General features: G+C 74.0%; 15 protein-coding genes and 1 pseudogene. 8 read left to right on the top strand and 8 right to left on the bottom strand.

Translation table 11 applies throughout. The annotated features are described in order from the left end of the window. Window positions 1–101: 101 nt before the first annotated feature. Window positions 102–923: a hypothetical protein gene (locus tag LV78_RS18985; RefSeq protein WP_253846592.1), complete on the bottom strand. Its 822-nt coding sequence runs from the start codon at window positions 921–923 to the stop codon at window positions 102–104. 381 nt (window positions 924–1,304) lie between these two features. On the opposite strand from LV78_RS18985, the gene LV78_RS18980 reads away from it, so the two are divergent. From LV78_RS18980 to LV78_RS18970, 3 genes are all read left to right on the top strand, one after another. After that, a complete protein-coding gene (locus LV78_RS18980; RefSeq protein ID WP_253846591.1) occupies window positions 1,305–1,814 on the top strand; it encodes a winged helix-turn-helix domain-containing protein in 510 nt (169 codons plus the stop codon). A 52-nt stretch (window positions 1,815–1,866) separates the two neighbouring features. Then, window positions 1,867–2,268: a ChaB family protein gene (locus LV78_RS18975; RefSeq protein WP_253846590.1), complete on the top strand. Its 402-nt coding sequence runs from the start codon at window positions 1,867–1,869 to the stop codon at window positions 2,266–2,268. 121 nt (window positions 2,269–2,389) lie between these two features. After that, on the top strand, window positions 2,390–3,568 hold the full coding sequence (locus tag LV78_RS18970) for a zinc-dependent alcohol dehydrogenase (RefSeq protein WP_253846589.1): 1,179 nt from the start codon (window positions 2,390–2,392) through the stop codon (window positions 3,566–3,568). A gap of 51 nt (window positions 3,569–3,619) precedes the next feature. Here LV78_RS18970 and LV78_RS18965 read toward each other — a convergent pair whose 3' ends face one another. Next, window positions 3,620–4,480, bottom strand: a complete 861-nt coding sequence (locus tag LV78_RS18965) for an AraC family transcriptional regulator (RefSeq protein WP_253846588.1) — start codon at window positions 4,478–4,480, stop codon at window positions 3,620–3,622. Between the two features lie 223 nt (window positions 4,481–4,703). On the opposite strand from LV78_RS18965, the pseudogene LV78_RS18960 reads away from it, so the two are divergent. Continuing rightward, a pseudogene (locus LV78_RS18960) lies at window positions 4,704–5,159 on the top strand (SRPBCC family protein); the annotation flags it as partial. A gap of 242 nt (window positions 5,160–5,401) precedes the next feature. On the opposite strand, the gene LV78_RS18955 reads toward LV78_RS18960, so the two are convergent. Genes LV78_RS18955 through LV78_RS18945 form a run of 3 tightly spaced genes read right to left on the bottom strand, consistent with a single transcriptional unit; the run spans window position 5,402 to window position 6,977 of the window. Further along, a complete protein-coding gene (locus LV78_RS18955; RefSeq protein ID WP_253846587.1) occupies window positions 5,402–6,145 on the bottom strand; it encodes a metallophosphoesterase family protein in 744 nt (247 codons plus the stop codon). Beyond that, window positions 6,142–6,396 carry a BON domain-containing protein gene (locus LV78_RS18950; protein ID WP_253846586.1) on the bottom strand — a complete coding sequence of 85 codons (255 nt, stop codon included), beginning with the start codon at window positions 6,394–6,396 and terminating at the stop codon, window positions 6,142–6,144. Before LV78_RS18950 ends, LV78_RS18955 begins: the two co-directional genes overlap by 4 nt. After that, the gene (locus tag LV78_RS18945) at window positions 6,393–6,977 is read right to left on the bottom strand and encodes a nucleotidyltransferase family protein (protein ID WP_253846585.1); all 585 of its coding nucleotides are present in this window, start codon (window positions 6,975–6,977) and stop codon (window positions 6,393–6,395) included. Before LV78_RS18945 ends, LV78_RS18950 begins: the two co-directional genes overlap by 4 nt. 61 nt (window positions 6,978–7,038) lie before the next feature. On the opposite strand from LV78_RS18945, the gene LV78_RS18940 reads away from it, so the two are divergent. Continuing rightward, on the top strand, window positions 7,039–7,275 hold the full coding sequence (locus LV78_RS18940) for a DUF6480 family protein (protein ID WP_253846584.1): 237 nt from the start codon (window positions 7,039–7,041) through the stop codon (window positions 7,273–7,275). Between the two features lie 349 nt (window positions 7,276–7,624). Here the strand turns inward: LV78_RS18940 and LV78_RS18935 are convergent, their stop codons facing one another. From LV78_RS18935 to xylA, 3 genes are all read right to left on the bottom strand, one after another. Then, window positions 7,625–8,218 carry a flavodoxin family protein gene (locus tag LV78_RS18935; RefSeq protein WP_253846583.1) on the bottom strand — a complete coding sequence of 198 codons (594 nt, stop codon included), beginning with the start codon at window positions 8,216–8,218 and terminating at the stop codon, window positions 7,625–7,627. Between the two features lie 147 nt (window positions 8,219–8,365). Next, window positions 8,366–9,748 carry a xylulokinase gene (xylB, locus tag LV78_RS18930; RefSeq protein WP_253846582.1) on the bottom strand — a complete coding sequence of 461 codons (1,383 nt, stop codon included), beginning with the start codon at window positions 9,746–9,748 and terminating at the stop codon, window positions 8,366–8,368. Further along, window positions 9,748–10,887, bottom strand: a complete 1,140-nt coding sequence (gene xylA / locus LV78_RS18925) for a xylose isomerase (protein WP_253846581.1) — start codon at window positions 10,885–10,887, stop codon at window positions 9,748–9,750. The genes xylB and xylA overlap by 1 nt, the downstream gene beginning before the upstream one ends. 402 nt (window positions 10,888–11,289) lie before the next feature. Here xylA and LV78_RS18920 point away from each other — a divergent pair, with 402 nt between their 5' ends. From LV78_RS18920 to LV78_RS41650, 3 genes are all read left to right on the top strand, one after another. Further along, window positions 11,290–12,414 carry an ROK family protein gene (locus LV78_RS18920; RefSeq protein ID WP_253846580.1) on the top strand — a complete coding sequence of 375 codons (1,125 nt, stop codon included), beginning with the start codon at window positions 11,290–11,292 and terminating at the stop codon, window positions 12,412–12,414. Between the two features lie 917 nt (window positions 12,415–13,331). After that, on the top strand, window positions 13,332–16,037 hold the full coding sequence (locus LV78_RS40835) for an nSTAND1 domain-containing NTPase (protein WP_308208730.1): 2,706 nt from the start codon (window positions 13,332–13,334) through the stop codon (window positions 16,035–16,037). Window positions 16,038–16,099: 62 nt separating this feature from the next. Continuing rightward, on the top strand, window positions 16,100–16,612 hold the full coding sequence (locus LV78_RS41650; protein ID WP_253846579.1) for a LapA family protein: 513 nt from the start codon (window positions 16,100–16,102) through the stop codon (window positions 16,610–16,612). The last annotated feature ends 21 nt before the right edge of the window (window positions 16,613–16,633 follow it).

Genomic DNA, 16,633 nt, shown 5'->3' with positions numbered 1-16,633 from the left:
CTGCTGCGGCCCGGTGCGGGCGGCGGTCGCCTCCACCCGCGATCGCGGGAGCCGTTCGCGGCGCGCACGGCGCGGCTCCCCTCCGGACTCCTCGGGCCGCTCTACGGCAGGGCGCTCATCGCGGAGACGGGCTCGTGGAGCTGCCCGCGCCAGCCGCCGACGCCCGCGAGCGCGACGCGCGGGCGCGGGGCGCCGTCCGGCCTGCCGACCGCGCCGAGGGGCAGGTGGTCGGGGCGGTACTCGACGGCGCCGACCGGGCGGAAGTCGCCCGAGGACAGCGAGCCGTCCGGGTGGAACCTGAGCTTGGGGCTGCCGTCGCGGGCGATCGACTCGAAGATGGCGCGGTCGCCCTCGGTGACCGGTTGCCACATCATGTGCGCACCGTGCGTGACGCCCATGTCCAGGGAGATCATGGTGGCCACGGCCCGGTGGTAGCGCTCGTCGCTGATCTCGCCGCCGAACGCGTTCCTGATGTCGAACACGTCGTGGTCGCCGGTGACCGGGCGCAGCCTGCCCGCGCGGTCGTGGCCGTGCACGACGCCGCCCCGGACGAAGAACTCGCCGCGCTCGGCCAGCACGGCCATCTTCGGGCCGAGCGCGTCGTACTCGGCTCTGCGCATGGCGAACCGCTTGAGCACCGCCTCGGAGCGGTCGCGGCGCGGTTCGATCGGGTCGAAGAAGCCGACCAGGCCCAGGTGGCGGGGCCGCGCGCCGAGGCGCACGTCGCGCTCGTCGATGGTCTTGGCCTTGATGGCCTCCGGCTTGGGCAGGGCTCCGGCGCGCAGCCACGGCACGGCGTGCTGGTTGGTCGCGCGGACGTCGATGACGAGGTTCTGCTGGGCCGCCACCTGCTGGAACTTGCGGGCGTTCTCCGCGGGCATCCCGAACCGGGTCTCCGCTAACGCCAAGGGGAAGTTGCGCACCGTACAACCGTCCGCCCGATCAGGACAAGCACCAGCACCCGTTCACGGGGGTTAGCTGTATGCGTGACCTGCGATGCGCTGATCGGACCGCGTGCGGGGGCCGACCGGTTGCGGGTCGTGGTCGCGCTGGTGCCAGGTGGCCGCAAAGCGACGGAGAGGAGCACCGGTGCGGGTGAACCGGTCTACCGGTTGGTGGGCCGGTGGGACGATCACCGGATCACCCGGTTGTCCCCCGTGCCGCGCTCGCCCCGCCCCTCGGGTGCCCCGGCGGGTTCGGTCCCGCGCGCGCCGGGGGCGGGGTCCACTCCCCCGCCGACAGGTCTCATCGGGTGGACCTCGTTGACCCCGGCCCGCGCGTCCTGATCCGATCATGGTGTGGGGGTGGGTGGATTGGTCCCGGAGGCCACGAGCGTCGACGTGACGATCAGCATCCGCGTGACGGGCCCCGAGCAGATGGCGCGGCGGCTGGCGGACGCGCTGCGCGCCGCACTGGACCTGCCGGGGGCCGAGGTGGAGGTGCGGGCGGTCGAGCCGGCGCGCCGCGAGCCCGCGCTGGTGGTGCTGGCCGATTCCAGGCGGGTGCTGCACCGGGGCGAGCGGGTCGAGCTGACCAGGTTGGAGTTCGACCTGCTGCTGCACCTGTGCGAGCACCCCGACCGGGTGCACCGGCGGCACGCGCTGATGCACCGGGTGTGGGGCGCCAGTCCCGTGGTGGACACCAGGACGGTGGACGTCCACATCCGGCGGATCAGGCGCAAGCTCGGCGACGCGGCGCGGTTCATCTCGACGGTGCGCGGCGTCGGGTACCGGTTGGAGCACACCGGGCAGGTGGTCGTGGTGCGCGACGGCGAGCCGCCCGACGACGAGGGGTCCACTGTGGACCCGGCATGACCCGCGCGGGCGCGGGTACCCGACCGGTTCCAGCGAACCAGGGAGGTACGCCGTGCCCACGAGCGAGGAGATGCCCGACACGATCAGCCGGTCCCCGGAGGGGGCGCGGCGGACGTGGTCGAAGGCGCACGACAGCGCGGTCGAGCAGTACGGGGAGGGCGAGCGGGCGCACCGCACGGCGTTCGCGGCGCTCAAGCGCACCTACGAGAAGGTCGGCGACCACTGGGAGCGCAAGGCGCGCACCGGGCCGTCCGACCAGCGCTCGTCCGGCGCCCCGCCCCGGCGGCGGGGCGCGACGCACGAGGGCGTGGACGCCAACGCGAGCAAGCGGCACCTGTACGAGCTGGCCAAGCGGCTCGACGTGCCCGGCCGGTCGTCGATGGACAAGCGGGAGCTGGTGGAGGCGGTCAAGCGCGCCAACCGGCGGGCCTCGGCGGCGGCCAGGAAGAACTGAGCGCGTCCGGCGTGGACGCGCCCGACCGTCCCCGCCGGACCCGTTCGCCCCGCCCGGTTTGCCCGGCCCCTTCGCGGGAACGCCTCGGGGGACGGGGGACCGACGAGCCGGAGGGAGTGCCGTGAAGGCTGTGACCTGGCACGGTAAGCGGGACGTGCGCGTGGACACCGTGCCGGACCCGATCCTGCAGGAGCCGGACGACGTGATCGTGAAGATCACCTCGTCCGGGGTGTGCGGGTCGGACCTGCACCTGTACGAGCTGTTCGGGCCGTTCATCGACGAGGGCGACGTGCTCGGGCACGAGCCGATGGGCGTGGTGGCCGAGGTCGGGCCCGAGGTGACGGCGGTCAAGCCCGGCGACCGGGTGGTGGTGCCGTTCAACGTCTCCTGCGGGACCTGCTTCACCTGCTCGCAGGGGTTGCAGTCGCAGTGCGAGACGACGCAGGTGCGCGAGTACGGCAGCGGGGCCTCGCTGTTCGGCTACACCAAGCTGTACGGGCAGGTGCCCGGCGGGCAGGCCGAGTACCTGCGGGTGCCGTTCGGGAACAAGCTGCCGATCAAGGTGCCGGACGGGCCGCCGGACGACCGGTTCGTGTACCTGTCGGACGTGCTGCCGACCGCGTGGCAGGCCGTGGAGTACGCGGCGGTGCCGCCCGGCGGTTCGGTGGCGGTGCTGGGCCTCGGGCCGATCGGCGACATGGCGGCCAGGGTGGCGCTGCACCGGGGCGCGGAGACGGTGATCGGCATCGACCTGGTGCCGGAGCGGTTGCAGCGGGCGCACGGGCGCGGCGTGCGGGCGATCGACGCCCGCGAGCCGGAGCTGGTGGAGCGGGTGCGCGAGCTGACCGGCGGGCGCGGTCCGGACGCGGTGATCGACGCGGTCGGCATGGAGGCGCACGGCGGCACGGCTGGCAAGCTGGCCCAGCAGGTGACCGGTCTGCTGCCGGACCCGGTGGCGGCCAAGCTGATGCGCACGGCGGGCGTCGACCCCCTGGTGGCGCTGCACACCGCGATCGAGCTGGTGCGGCGCGGTGGCACGATCTCGGTGGTCGGGGTGTACGGCGGGATGGCCGACCCGATGCCGATGATGACCCTGTTCGACAAGCAGGTCCAGCTGCGGATGGGCCAGGCGAACGTGTGGCGGTGGGTGCCGGAGATCCTGCCGCTGCTCACCGACGACGACCCGCTGGGCGTGGACGACTTCGCGACCCACCGGGTGCCGCTGGCCCGCGCGCCCGAGGCGTACGCGGACTTCCAGGCCAAGCGCGACAACACGGTGAAGGTGCTGCTCAAGCCGTGACGCGCGCGGGTGGCGCGGCCCCAGGGACCGCGCCACCCGCTCGGCACGCCGCTACTCCTTCTCCACGGGAATCCACAGCTCGGCCTCGGCCGTCTTCCCGTCGTCGAACACGGTGCTGCTGAGGATCTCCGGGCCGGGGCGGCTGCGGTACGGGTTCGACGGGAACCACTGGGTGAACACGTCCCGCCACATCTCCTGCAGCGCCCTCGGGAACTCCCCGGTGCTGGAGAACACCGCCCACGTCCCGGCGGCCACCGGGAGCGCGTCCAGCCCCTCCGGGACCGGCAGCGAGCTGGCGACCCCGTGGTAGTAGTCCAGCTCGGTGCCCTCCGCGCGGGACGGGTCCAGGTCGGCGCTGACCCCGACGACCCCGCTCGGCTCCTCGTTGTTGAGCTTCTTGATCTCGGCGAACTCCGCCTTGTCGAGCCCCCGGATGAAGTCCGCGATGTGCGGGTTCATCCCCTTGTGGACCAGGGGCACCCTGGCCTTGCGCCCGACGACGGCGAACTCCGCCCGTTCCACGATCCGGTACCGCATGTCGCTGCTCCCCTCGATGACGAGGCGGAAGGCCATCCTCGACTGCGAGCTGAGCGCCGCCCCGGTCCGCCTGACCGCACCGGGGCCCACGCCGTGCACGGCCCGGAAAGCCCTGGTGAACGCCTCGTTGGAGGCGTAGCCGTGGTCGACGGCGATGTCCAGCAACGTCCGCCGCCCCGCCACCACCTCCGCCGCCGCGAGCGTGAGCCTGCGCCGCCGCACGTACTCCGACAGCGGCATCCCGGCCAGCGCCGAGAACATCCGCCGCAGGTGGTGCTCGGAGGTCAGCGCGATCCGCGCCAGCTCCGCGACGTCGACCTCGCCCGGCAGGGCCTGTTCGATGCGCTCCATGGCCTCGTTGAGCCGTTCCAGCACGCCCGTCCCCTTCCGCCACCGGGAACGCTACGGAGCGCGGGCGCGGGCGCACCCGACCGGAGCGGACCGGTTCCGATCGGGTGGCGCACGTCCACAGTGGACCGGACCACGAACCGTTCCCAGTGGTGTTTCCCTTTTATCGCTTGAGAAACACCGTGTTAATCCCCGTTCGGAGGGTACTCGGTGAGGGACCGAAGACCACGAGCGGAGAGGTTGCGACACAGTGACGACGATCGAGAAGTCCGTGGACGTCGAGGTCCCGGTCAGCACCGCGTACAACCAGTGGACCCAGTTCGAGTCGTTCCCCAGCTTCATGGAGGGCGTCGAGAACATCACCCAGGTGTCGGACACCCGGACCCACTGGGTCACCAGCATCGGTGGCGTGAAGCGCGAGTTCGACGCGGAGATCACCGAGCAGCACCCGGACGAGCGGGTCGCCTGGCACACGGTGGAGGGCCCGCAGCAGGCCGGTGTGGTCACGTTCCACCGGCTCAACGACCGGCAGACCAGGGTCCACCTGCAGATGGACTACGAGCCCGAGACCCTGACCGAGAAGGCCGGGGCCGCGCTGGGCATCGTGGAGCACCGCGTGAACGGCGACCTGAAGCGGTTCAAGGAGTTCATCGAGAACTCCGGCTCCGAGACCGGCTCCTGGCGCGGTGACGTGCCCCGCGACCCGCAGACGGGCGAGGACGCGCACCGGATGCCGCCCGGCGGCACCACCGCGACCCCGAACCCCGGCGCCACGCCGGGCGTCGCGGGCCCCGGCGCGACCCCCGGTCTCGCCGGCCCCGGCACGGGCGCCCTCGGCGGCGCGACGCACCGCGACCCGCTGTCCTGATCCACCCGCACCACCGAGGAGGCCCGCCCCCGATCCGGGGGCGGGCCTCCTCGCTTTCGGTGTTCTTCTCTCAGCGCCGGTCAGGCGTGGGCGACCCTGGGTTCGAGGTTGGCCGGTTCGACGCCGTACACCGAGTACGCGGCGCGGATGATCGGCTGGGCGACGTTGCGCACCCGCACCCCACCGGGCGTCATGCCCTGCTCGGTGCCGAAGTGCGCGTGCCCGTGCACAGCCAGCTGGCACCCGGTGGCGTCGACGGCCTCGCCCAGCAGGTACGACCCGAGGAACGGGTAGATCTCCAGCGGTTCGCCGCGCAGCGTGTCCGGCACCGGCGCGTAGTGGGTCAGCGCGACCTTGACGTCGGTGTCGAGCCCTTCGAGCGCGGTCCGGAGCCGCTCGGCGACCTCGGTGGTGTGCCCGATGAACGCCTTCATCTCCCGCTCGCCGAACGCGCTGGCGCACTTGCCCGCGAACCCGCCGCCGAAGCCCTTCACCCCGGCGACGCCGAGCGTGCGGTCCCCGATGGTGAACACGGCGCCCTCGCCCTCCAGGACGATCAGGCCGCCGTCGCGCAGCACGCTCGTCACCTCGTCGGGCCGGTCGTCGTGGTGGTCGTGGTTGCCGAGCACCGCGACCACCGGCACCGGCAGCCCCCGGTACTCGTCCGCGACGACCTTGGCCTCGTCCACGGTCCCGTGCCTGGTCAGGTCACCGGCCAGCAGCAGCACGTCGGCGTGCTCGGCGACGTTCTCCAGCGCGGGCCGCATCCGACCGCGCGCCGACTCGTCCAGGTGCACGTCGCCCACGGCGGCGATGCGGATCATCGGAGGTCCTCCTGTCCTTCGGGTTCGCCGACCGGGACGACCTTCACGTCGTCGAGCACGGTCAGCTCCGGGGCGACGTCGTGGATCACCGCTTCCAGCTCCGCCCGCCGCTCCGGGCTCGCGACGTCACCGGAGAGCAGCGCGGTATCACCCCGAACGGTGACGCGAACCCCCATCTCGGTGGTCCGGGGGTCCTCGGCGATGGCCCGGCGCAACCGGGCGGCGAGGTACTGCTCGGGCTCGTCGGTCATGACGCGCTCCTCTCCCGCACCGGGTCGACCTCCGGCGCGATGATGTCCAGCCGCTCCACCAGCAGCAGGAACGACTCGGCGTAGGGCGAGTGGCCGGTGGCCTCCCGGACCTTCTCCCAGTCGATCTGCTCGCGCAGCGCGCGGGCGAAGGGCAGCAGTGCGCTGAAGTCGCAGCGGTGCCCGTCGAGCACGAGGAGCTTGCCGATCATCACCTCGGTCGCGGGCATCACCGGCAGCACCACGGAGCCGACCTGCAGCTCCTCGGCCCGCTCCAGCGTCTCGGTGGTCACCGGCAGCTCGTTGGGCCGGTAGAGCAGGTCCACCAGCAGGTCGCCGTCGTAGACCTTCAGCAGCCAGTCCTCCGGCGGCTCGGCCGCCCGCATGCCGACGGCGACCAGCGCCCGCACGGCTTCGGCGGCGTCCTCCTCGCGGACCAGGATGTCCGCGTCGTGCTCGGTGGAGGGTCCGCCGCGCGCGTACACCGCGCAGCCGCCCGCCAGTGCGAACGGGATGCCCTCAGCGCGCAGCGCCTTGGCCACCTTGGTCAGGGTGCGCAGCAACTCGTCCTGTAGGCCGCTCATGGGATTTCGTTTACCCGTGTGACGTCGGATTCACACGGGCCCGGTCGGGTACACGCCCCGTATGACCGCGAAACCGCCTGACCCCAACCCCGCGCGCACACCGGGCCTGGAGCCGGGCGGCGGAGTCGCGCCGGGCGACACGCCGCCGGACTCGGGCCAGACCTCAGGCCTGTCCCACCCCCAACCGATGCCGTCGAAGGTGGCGCCGGTGGTGACCCTGGTGGCGGTCATCGTCCTGACCGTCCTGGTGGTGGCCTTCGTGGTGGCGGAGCTGATGGGCTGGACCGCCCTGTTCTGACCCGTCGCCCCTACCACCCGCGCCCGGTCCCCGCTGCGGTTCGTCCACAGGCTCGGTGGTTGTCCACAACTTGCACATCTGCGACTGCCGGGCGTGGACCGGGCGCTCTAGCTTCGGATTCATGCCCGACGAACACATCCCGGTTCCCCCCGCACCGCTCTCCCGCGCCGCACTGCTGCGGTCTTCCCTGCGCGGCGCCGCACGCGGTGTCCTGCGCGCCGTCCTGCACGCGGCACGCCTCTGGCCCACGGGCCGGACCACCACACCCGCGAGCCCACCCGCTCCCCCGCCCCCGCCTCCGCCTTCGTTCTCGTTCTCGTCCTCGGCGAAGCGCGGGGGTCAGGCGTCCCTAGGGCGCGGGGACGGGGTTCGCGGCCAGCGCGACGGCGACGGCGTGCAGGTTGGCCGCCATGGTCCGCCCGGTGCTGTGCGCCCACTCGTGCCCGTGGTCGGTGTCCGAGTAGTCGGGTCCGGGGCCGGGCCCCATGTTCCAGTACGTCCAGGCCTGTCCGGGGATCGTGTACCCGATGTCCCCGAGCCCGCCCGCGACCTCGCTGACGACGTGGTGCGCCCCGTCCTCGTTGCCCGTGACGACGACGCCCGCGACCCGGTTGTAGGCGACGGGCCTGCCGTCCCCGTCCTGCTCGGAGATCATCGCGTCCATCCGCTCCAGCACCCGCTGGGCCAGGGACGAGGGCCTGCCGACCCAGGTGGGCGTGGCGATGACCAGGATCTCCGAGCCGAGCAGGTCCCGGTGCACGGCGGTCCAGTCGTCCCCGAGGTCGGTCTCCACACCGGGCCCGACGTCGAGGTCGGCGATCCGGTGCTCGACGACGTCGACCCCGCGTTCCCGGAGCGCCCCCACCACGACCGAGGCCAGCGCCCCGGTGTTGGACGGCGCGGGCGACTTCTTCAACGTGCAGTTGAGCACGGTAGCGCGCACAGCTCCCACCTCCGGTCTGAGCGGATCGCGCCCGGTTACCCGCAGCGACCCGCCCCAACCGCGCCCTTCGGCGGCACCCCCGGCACGAGCGGGCGGGTGACCCGGAAACCCCCCGGATCACCCGCCCGAGTCCCGCGCTCGCGCGCCTCAGCCCAACCGGGGCACCGTCAGGTCCCGTGCCTCGGCGTACCGCTCGCGCACGAACGGCGTGGCCTCGGCGGTGAAGGAGGCCGAGGTCAGCGACGTCCAGACCGGCGGGGCGTCGGCGCCGCCGACCGCCCAGGCGGCCTGCCTGGCGGCGCCGTCGGCGACGTACTCCCCCGGCTCGGGCACCAGCACCGGGCACCCGAGCACGGCGGGCGCGATCTCCCGCACCGCCCGCGCCCGAGCCCCGCCACCGATCAGCAGGACCCGGCTGACCGGGGTGCCGACGGCCCGCAGCGCGTCGATCGCGTCCGCGAGGCTGCACAGCATCCCCTCGACGGCGGCCCGCGCCAGGTGTCCGGGCGTGGCCGTGTCCAGCCGCAGCCCGTGCAGCGCCCCGGTGGAGTCCGGCCGGTTCGGGGTGCGCTCGCCCTCCAGGTACGGCACGAAGGCCAGCCCGCCCGCACCGGCCTCCGCGCCCAGCGCCAGCTCGGACAGCCGGTCCAGGTCGACGCCGAGCATCGCGGCGGTGGCGTCCAGGACGCGGGAGGCGTTCAGCGTGCACACCAGCGGCAGGTAGGTGCCCTCCGCGTCGGCGAACCCGTTCACGATCCCGGTCCCGTCCGCAGCCGCCGCCTCGGACCGCGCGAACGCGGTACCGGACGTGCCCACGGACACCACCACGTCACCGGGCTGGATCTGCACGCCCAGCGCGGCCGACGCGTTGTCGCCCGCGCCGACCCCGTACCGGCCGCCGATCAGCTCGGCGGGTCCGGCGACCCGAGGCACCTCGGGCACCCGGCCCATGGCCAGTTCCAGCAGGTCGGGCCGGTACTCGCCGGTGACCGGGGACCAGTAGCCGGTGCCGCTCGCGTCGCTGCGGTCGGTGACCAGGTCGGCCAGGTCGCCGCCGCCGCGCAGCTTCCAGGTCAGCCAGTCGTGCGGCAGGCACACGGCGGCGACCCGCGCGGCGGCCTCGGGCTCGTTCCGGGCCAGCCACCGCAGCTTGGTGACCGTGAGCGAGGCGACCGGCACGCTGCCGGTGGCGTCCGCCCACGCCTGCGCGCCGAGCTCGGCGGTCAGGTCCGCGGCGGCGCCCGCCGACCGCGTGTCGTTCCACAGCAGCGCGGGTCGCACGACCTCGCCGGACGCGTCCAGGCACACCATGCCGTGCTGCTGCGCGGCCACCGAGACGGCCTCGACGTCGTCGAGCCCACCTGCGGCGTCGATGGCCGTCCGCAGCGCGGTCCACCACTCGTCGGGGTGCACCTCGGTGCCCGGCGGGTGCGAAGCACGCCCTTCCCGGACCAGCGCGCCGGTCTGGGCGTCGCGCACCACCACCTTGCAGGACTGGGTGGAGGAGTCGACGCCCGCGACCAGCGCCATCAGCGGGCGCCCAGGAGGTGCTCCAGGGCCAGCTGCGACAGCTTCACGAACCCGTACCCGCGCTCGGCGGCCTTGTCGGGGTCGAACGACTCGTCGGCCGCGAGGAAGTCCGCGATGGACTCGCCCTCGCCGAGCGTCGGCACGGCCTGCTCCGTGACGCCGCTGACCCGCAGCGCCTCCTGCACCTCGGGGTCGGCGCGGTAGGCCTGCGCGCGCTCCTTGAGCAGGGTGTAGGTGCGCATGTTCGCGGCGGCGCTGTCCCACACGCCGTCGACGTCCTCGGTGCGCAGCGGCTTGTAGTCGAAGTGGCGGGGGCCGTCGTAGCCGCCGTTCTCCAGGAGGTCGACCAGGAAGAACGCCGAGAGCAGGTCGCCGTGCCCGAAGACCAGGTCCTGGTCGAAGCGCGGCCCCTTCTGCCCGTTGAGGTCGATGTGGAACAGCTTCTTCTGCCACAGCGCCTGCGCGATGCCGTGGACGAAGTTCAGGTTGGCCATCTGCTCGTGGCCGACCTCGGGGTTCACGCCGACCAGCTCGTGGTGCTGGAGGGTGGAGATGAACGCGAGCGCGTGCCCGACGGTCGGCAGCAGGATGTCGCCGCGCGGCTCGTTGGGCTTGGGCTCCAGCGCGAACCGGAACCCGTAGCCCTGGTCGACGGAGTGCTGCGCGACCGTGTCCAGCGCCTCGCGGTACCGCTCCAGCGCCGCCTGCACGTCCTTGCCCGCGTCCGTCTCGGAGCCCTCGCGACCGCCCCACAGCACGATCGTCTTGGCGCCCAGCTCGGCGGCCAGCTCCAGGTTGCGCAGCACCTTGCGCAGCGCGAACCGGCGCACCGACCGGTCGTTGCTGGTGAAACCGCCGTCCTTGAAGACGGGGTGGGTGAACAGGTTCGTCGTCACCATCGGCACGACGAGCCCGGTCTCGTCGAGCGCGCTGCGGAACGCGGAGACCCGCTGGTCCCGCTCGGCGGCGCTGGCCCCGAAGGGGATCAGGTCGTCGTCGTGGAAGGTGACGCCCCAGGCGCCCAGCTCGGCGAGCTTGCGCACCGCCGTTGGCGCGTCGAGGACGGGGCGGGTCGCGTCCCCGAACGGGTCACGACCCTGCCAGCCAACCGTCCACAGGCCGAAGCTGAAGTCGGTCACGGTGAACCTCCAATAAGTTTGATGCCTGAACTTATCGCGTTCGACGGATACTATCCAGTGGTGTCCAGCCCGCAGCCGACCAACCGGCAAGCCCCGCGAACAGCGAAGCAGAGCGCTCCGGGAACCGCAGGGCAGCGGGTGGGCGCTTCCGGGGCGGGGGCACCGGTGACGGCCGGAGCGGCGACCGGCGAGACGGCTGACGAGAAGGCGACCGCCGGAACCGACGCGGAACCGCCCCGGTCCACCACCCTCGGCCAACCGGACCCAACGCCGCCCATCGCTGTCAGCCGCTCAGGTCATCAGCCCTCCTCCCCCTCAAGCCGCTCCACTCCGGGGTCTCCCGCGTCCAGCCGTCCTGGTCCGGCCGGTCAGCACACCGTCCGCAGGCTGAACTCGGCGCTCGTGCTCGACGCGATCGCCACCGCTCCCGGTTCGTCCCGCGCCGCCGTGGCCACCAGGACCGGTCTCACCAAGGCCACCGTGTCCAGCCTCGTCGACCGGATGATCGGCGCCGCGCTGGTGGTCGAGGGCGCGGCCGAGGCCCGCAGCGGCCCCGGAAGGCGTGGAACCGCGCTGCACCTGTCCCCCACCGGGCCGCACGGCCTCGGCGTCGAGGTCGGGGTCGACTACCTGGCCACCTGCCTGGTCGACCTGACCGGCCGGGTGCGCAAGCGCTGGGTGCGCGACAGCGACAACCGGGCGTCCTCCCCGGCCGTCGTGCTGGGCGAGGTGGCCGCCGCGGTGCGCACCGCGACCAGGGAGGACGTGCCGGTCGGTGGCATCGGGGTGGCGGTGCCGGGCCTGGTCGAGTCGGCCAGCGGCGTGCTCCGGGTGGCCCCGAACCTCGGGTGGCGCGAGGTGGACGTGCGCGGCGAGCTGGGCCGGTTGCTGGGGGCGGACGCGGGCGGTCTGCCAGTGCAGGTCGGCAACGAGGCGAACCTCGCCGCGCTGGCCGAGCTGTGGCACGGCGACGTGCCCAGGGACTTCGTGCACGTCTCCGGCGAGATCGGCATCGGCGCGGGCATCGTGGTGGACGCGGGTCTGTTCGAGGGCGTGTCCGGCTTCGGCGGCGAGATCGGCCACCTCTCGGTGGACCCGAACGGCCCGCGCTGCACCTGCGGCTCGCGCGGCTGCCTGGAACGTTTGGCGGGCCAGGACGAGATCCTGCGCGCGGCGGGCGCGAACGACGTGGAAGCCCTGCTGACCCTGCTCGACGCAGCCGCTCCACCGGCGGTCGCAGCAGTGCGAACGGCGGCGAAGTGGCTGGGAATCGCCCTGGCCGGGGCGGTGAACCTGCTCGGCCTGCCCGCGGTGGTGCTGGGAGGCGCGTACGCCCGCCTGGAACCCTGGCTGCGCCCGACCCTGGAGGCGGAGCTGGGCGGACGCGTGGTGAGCGCGGCCTGGTCCCCGGTGACGGTGACCGCGTCCTCGCTGGGCGGCGAAGCGGCGGTGCGCGGCGCGGCGACCAGCGCGGTCCGCGCGATCCTGGCCGACCCCGAGCCGTACGTGACCTCGGCCCTGGCCTGACCCGCTCCCCGCACCACCCCCGCACCAGACGACCGCAACAAACGGCGCCACCCCCGCAGCAGACGACCGCAACAAACGGCGCCACACCGCCGAACCGGCGACAACGCGACGAACCCGGCCGGAACCGGGACGACGGCGACGAACGCTCAGGCCTCCGCCACCCGCCAACGCGACGAACCCGGCCGGAACCGGGTCGGCGGCGGCTCAGGCCCCGCCAGCCCGCCAGCCCGCCAGCCCGCCAGCCCGCCAGCCCGCCAGCCCGCCAGCCCGCCAGCCCGCCAGCCCGCCAGCCCGCACGAGCAAACCGGACAGTCCCGAGCCTGGCAAGCAGGGTGTTACAGGGGCGAGCCGAGCGGACCGAGAGCAAGCAGGGCGGGTCGGGGGTGGGGCAGTGGAGTGGGCCGGGGGCAAGCCGGGCGAACTGGGATAGCGAAGCCGGGCTTCCGCTCGCCCCCGCCCACCGTTCGTCCCACGTCCCACGTCCCGCGCCCCGTGGCCCGCTTCCCGTGCCCCGCGCCCCGTGGCCCGTGGCGTGGCCCGTGCCCGTGCCCTGCGTCCCACGTCCCGTGGCTCGTAGCCCGCGCCCTGCGTCCCGTGGTCCGCGTCCCGCGTCCCGCGCCATTCCAATCCCCAACACCCCCCACCCCACTCCGGCCCCGCCCCCGCACCCCCGGTTCGCCCAACCCCTCCCCCGCGCAGCCGCGATCCGTTGCGGCGTACGGGGGAACGGGGTGCGCGTCCCCTTCACCCATCCCCCACTAACATGATCACGCGCAGTCGCCACAACTCGATTCCCTTACCGCAGAACAGGTTCACCCACCACCCGACCGGTGGGTATGGTTCCCGGACCACCCGTCAGACCTGGACTCCGCGTCACCCAGACACAGACAATCGACCTCACGAGGGGGTGGACGGCTGTGCCGCGTGGAGAGCGTCCCCTGGACGTCGGTGACACCCCGCTGCTCAAGTTCGCCGCCGACCTGCGCTCGCTGCGCGACCGCGCGGGCGGGCACAGCTACCGGCAGCTCGGCGCCAAGGCCCACTACTCCGCCACCACCCTCTCCGACGCCGCGGGCGGTCGGAAGCTGCCGAGCCTCGCCGTCACCCTCGCCTACGTCCGCGCCTGCGAGGGCGACGTCGCCGCCTGGGAGGACCGGTGGCACGAGGTCGCCGCCGCCGTCGCGCCCGAGGAACCGCCGCCGGTCGAGCAGCACCCGCCCTACGCCGGGCTCGCCGCGTTCCAGACCCGCGACTCCGAGTGGTTCTTCGGCCGCGACCAGCTCCTCGACGACCTCCTCTCCAGGGTCGCCTCGGCCCCGTTCACCGCCCTGTTCGGCGCGTCCGGCGCGGGCAAGTCCTCGCTGCTGCAAGCCGGGCTGGTCGCCCGGTTCACCGGCTCGACGCTCCTCACCACCCCGTCCGCCTCCGGTCTCGCCCTCCCCGAGGCCACCGCCGACCTGGTGATCATCGACCAGTTCGAGGAGGTCTTCACGCTCTGCTCGGACACCGCCCGCCGCGCCGCGTTCATCGCCGAGCTGCTCGACGCCCCGCAGCACGTGGTGATCAGCGTCCGCGCCGACTTCTACGGCCACTGCGCCCAGCACCCCGACCTGGTCGCCGCGCTGGAGGACAACCAGCTCCTCATCGGCCCCATGGGCACCGAGGAACTCCGCCAGGCGATCATGCAGCCCGCCGTGAAGGCCTCCTGCACCGTCGAGACCGCCCTGGTCTCCCGCCTCGTCGCCGACGCGACCGGCCAGCCCGGCGTGCTCCCGCTGCTCTCGCACGCCCTCCTGGAGACCTGGCGCCGCCGCCGGGGCGCGACGCTCACCCTCGCCGGTTACGAGGCGGCGGGCGGCGTGCAGTACGCCATCGCGCAGACCGCCGAGCGCACCTACACCTCCCTCGAACGCCAGCAGCGCGAGCTGGCCCGCCAGGTGTTCCTGCGGCTGACCGCGCTCGGCGACGGCACCGAGGACACCAAGCGCAGCCTGCCGCGCGCCGAGCTGGACGACGACGTGGACGTCGACGTGGTGCTCGACCGCCTCGCCCACGCCCGCCTGCTCACCCTCGACCGCGACCGCGTGGAGATCGCCCACGAGGCCCTGATCCGCTCCTGGCCCCGCCTGCGCGGCTGGCTCGCCGAGGACCGCGAGGGCCTGCGCACCCTGCGCCAGCTCACCGAGGCCGCCGCGACGTGGATCTCCCTGCACCGCGCCCCGGACGCCCTCTACCGGGGCACCCGCCTGGACACCGCGCTGGAGTGGACCCGCCGCCCGCGCGCCCGCACGTCGGCGCGCGAGCGCGAGTTCCTCGCCGCCAGCTCCCAGGCCCGCGACCGCGAGCGCCGCCTCGCGCACCGGCAGACCCGCAGGCTCCGCCAGCTCGTGGCGCTGCTGGCGGTGCTGCTGCTGCTCGCGGGCGGCGCGATGGTGCAGACCATCCGGGCCCAGGAGGCCGCGACCGAGCAGCGCAACATCGCGCTGGCCCGGTTCGCCGCCAACGAGTCCCTCGGCAAGCGCGAGAGCGACCCGCTGGTCGCCGACCAGCTGGTGATCGCCGCCCACCGGCTCAGCGGCACCGACGACCTGCGCGACGCGGTGCTCGGCGCGCACGCGGGCAAGTCCGGCAGCACGGTCAGCCGGTCCGTGCGCACCTCCCCCGCGCTGTCCCCGGACGGCCGCCCGCTGCCCAGCGCCCGCGTCGGCGAACCGGTCGACGACGCCATCTACCCGCGCATCGGCACGCTCACCACCCCGGTCGACGCGGTCACCTCGTTCGCCGTGACCTCCGCCGCGCAGGCGTTCGCGACCACGCTGGAGAGCCCCGGCGCCCGGCTGTGGGACGCCACCGACGCCCGCCACCCGGTCGCCGCGCACACCTTCGACGGCCAGGTCACCCAGCTGTCCTACGCGCCGAACGGCAAGCTGCTCGCGCTGGTGCGGGAGGCGATGGCCGTCGAGCTGTGGGACGCCGCCGACCCCGCCGAACCCCGGTTGATCGGCGTGCTGCCCGACCACCCGCGCTGGGTCACCGCGCTCGCGTTCAGCCGGGACAGCCGGGTGCTGGCGACCACCGACAACCAGAGCCGGGTGCGGTTGTGGGACGTCGCCGACCCCACCGCGCCGAGGCAGACCGCGCAGCTGTCCGACGGGGAGGACGTGTCCGTGGTCGCGCTCGCCCCCGACCGCCGCACGGTCGCGCTGGGCGGGGTGAGCGGCGCGGTGCGGCTGTGGGACGTGTCGGCGCCGGAGGGGCCGCGCCGGATCGCCGAGCTGGACGGGCACCGGCAGCCGGTGCGGGCGCTCGGGTTCCGGCACGACAGCACCGCGCTGGCCACGGTCGGCCGGGACGACACCGTGCGGCTGTGGGACCTGGCCGACGCCTCCCGGCCGCGCGCCGCCGGGCGGATCAGCGGCAGCAGCGAGGGCGTGTACGGGGTGTCGTTCGGGGAGACCTGGGGCGAGGTGGTGACCGCGCGCGCGGACGGGACGTTCCGGCACTGGGAGTTCGACCTGGACCACGTCGTGGAGCAGCTGTGCGCGTCGGTGCGCGAGCCGATCAGCCGCGAGGAGTGGTCCCGGTACTTCGACTCGCTGGAGTACCGGCCGCCGTGCGGGTGACCTCGGGCCGGGCGGCGGCGCGCTGAGTCGCGGCGGCGTGGGCGCGGGGCGAGAATCGGCGGGTGACCGCTCCACGCGAAGACAAGCGCGCTCCGGCCGTGGACCCCGCGCCACCGGAGGCCGTGCCCACGCCCAGGGTCGACGCCACGCGTCCGACGCGCACCACCCCCGACGGCAGGGGGGCGAGTCCCGCCGCCCCCGGTTCGACGGTGCCCGGTTCGGCCGCCCCCGGTTCGGCGGCGCCCACCCCGACACCCACCCCCGCCCCGGTCCCGGCCGACAAGGCCGCCAGGCGCGGGCACGAGCGCACCCGGCCGACCAGGATCAGCGGCGCGTGGGTGGCGGTCGTGGCCTCCGCCGTGGTGCTGCTGTTCCTGCTGGTGTTCATCCTGCAGAACCAGGCGGGCGCGACCATCACGTTCCTCGGCGGCACCAGCACGCTGCCGCTGGGCGTGGCGCTGCTGCTGTCCGCGATCGCGGGCGCGCTGCTGGTGGCGCTGGTGGGCGCGGCCCGCATCCTGCAGCTGCGGCGCGAGGCCCGCAAGCGCGCCGAGGCCGCGACCGACCGGCGCTGAGACCCTCGGGCCGCGCGGGCT

Origin of the sequence: Actinosynnema pretiosum (genome assembly GCF_024171695.1) — a bacterium.
Taxonomy (GTDB): Bacteria; Actinomycetota; Actinomycetes; order Mycobacteriales; family Pseudonocardiaceae; genus Actinosynnema; species Actinosynnema pretiosum.
Note: the sequence above shows the minus strand (reverse complement) of the source record. Positions and strands in the feature narration are given on the sequence as shown.

Excerpts from the sequence above, each read along its gene's own strand:
- LV78_RS18955 (WP_253846587.1), bottom strand. The coding sequence starts at position 6,145 with ATGATCCGCATCGCCGCCGTGGGCGACGTGCACCTGGACGAGTCGGCG.
- LV78_RS18950 (WP_253846586.1), bottom strand. The coding sequence starts at position 6,396 with ATGACCGACGAGCCCGAGCAGTACCTCGCCGCCCGGTTGCGCCGGGCC.
- LV78_RS18945 (WP_253846585.1), bottom strand. The coding sequence starts at position 6,977 with ATGAGCGGCCTACAGGACGAGTTGCTGCGCACCCTGACCAAGGTGGCC.
- LV78_RS18940 (WP_253846584.1), top strand. The coding sequence starts at position 7,039 with ATGACCGCGAAACCGCCTGACCCCAACCCCGCGCGCACACCGGGCCTG.
- xylB (WP_253846582.1), bottom strand. The coding sequence starts at position 9,748 with ATGGCGCTGGTCGCGGGCGTCGACTCCTCCACCCAGTCCTGCAAGGTG.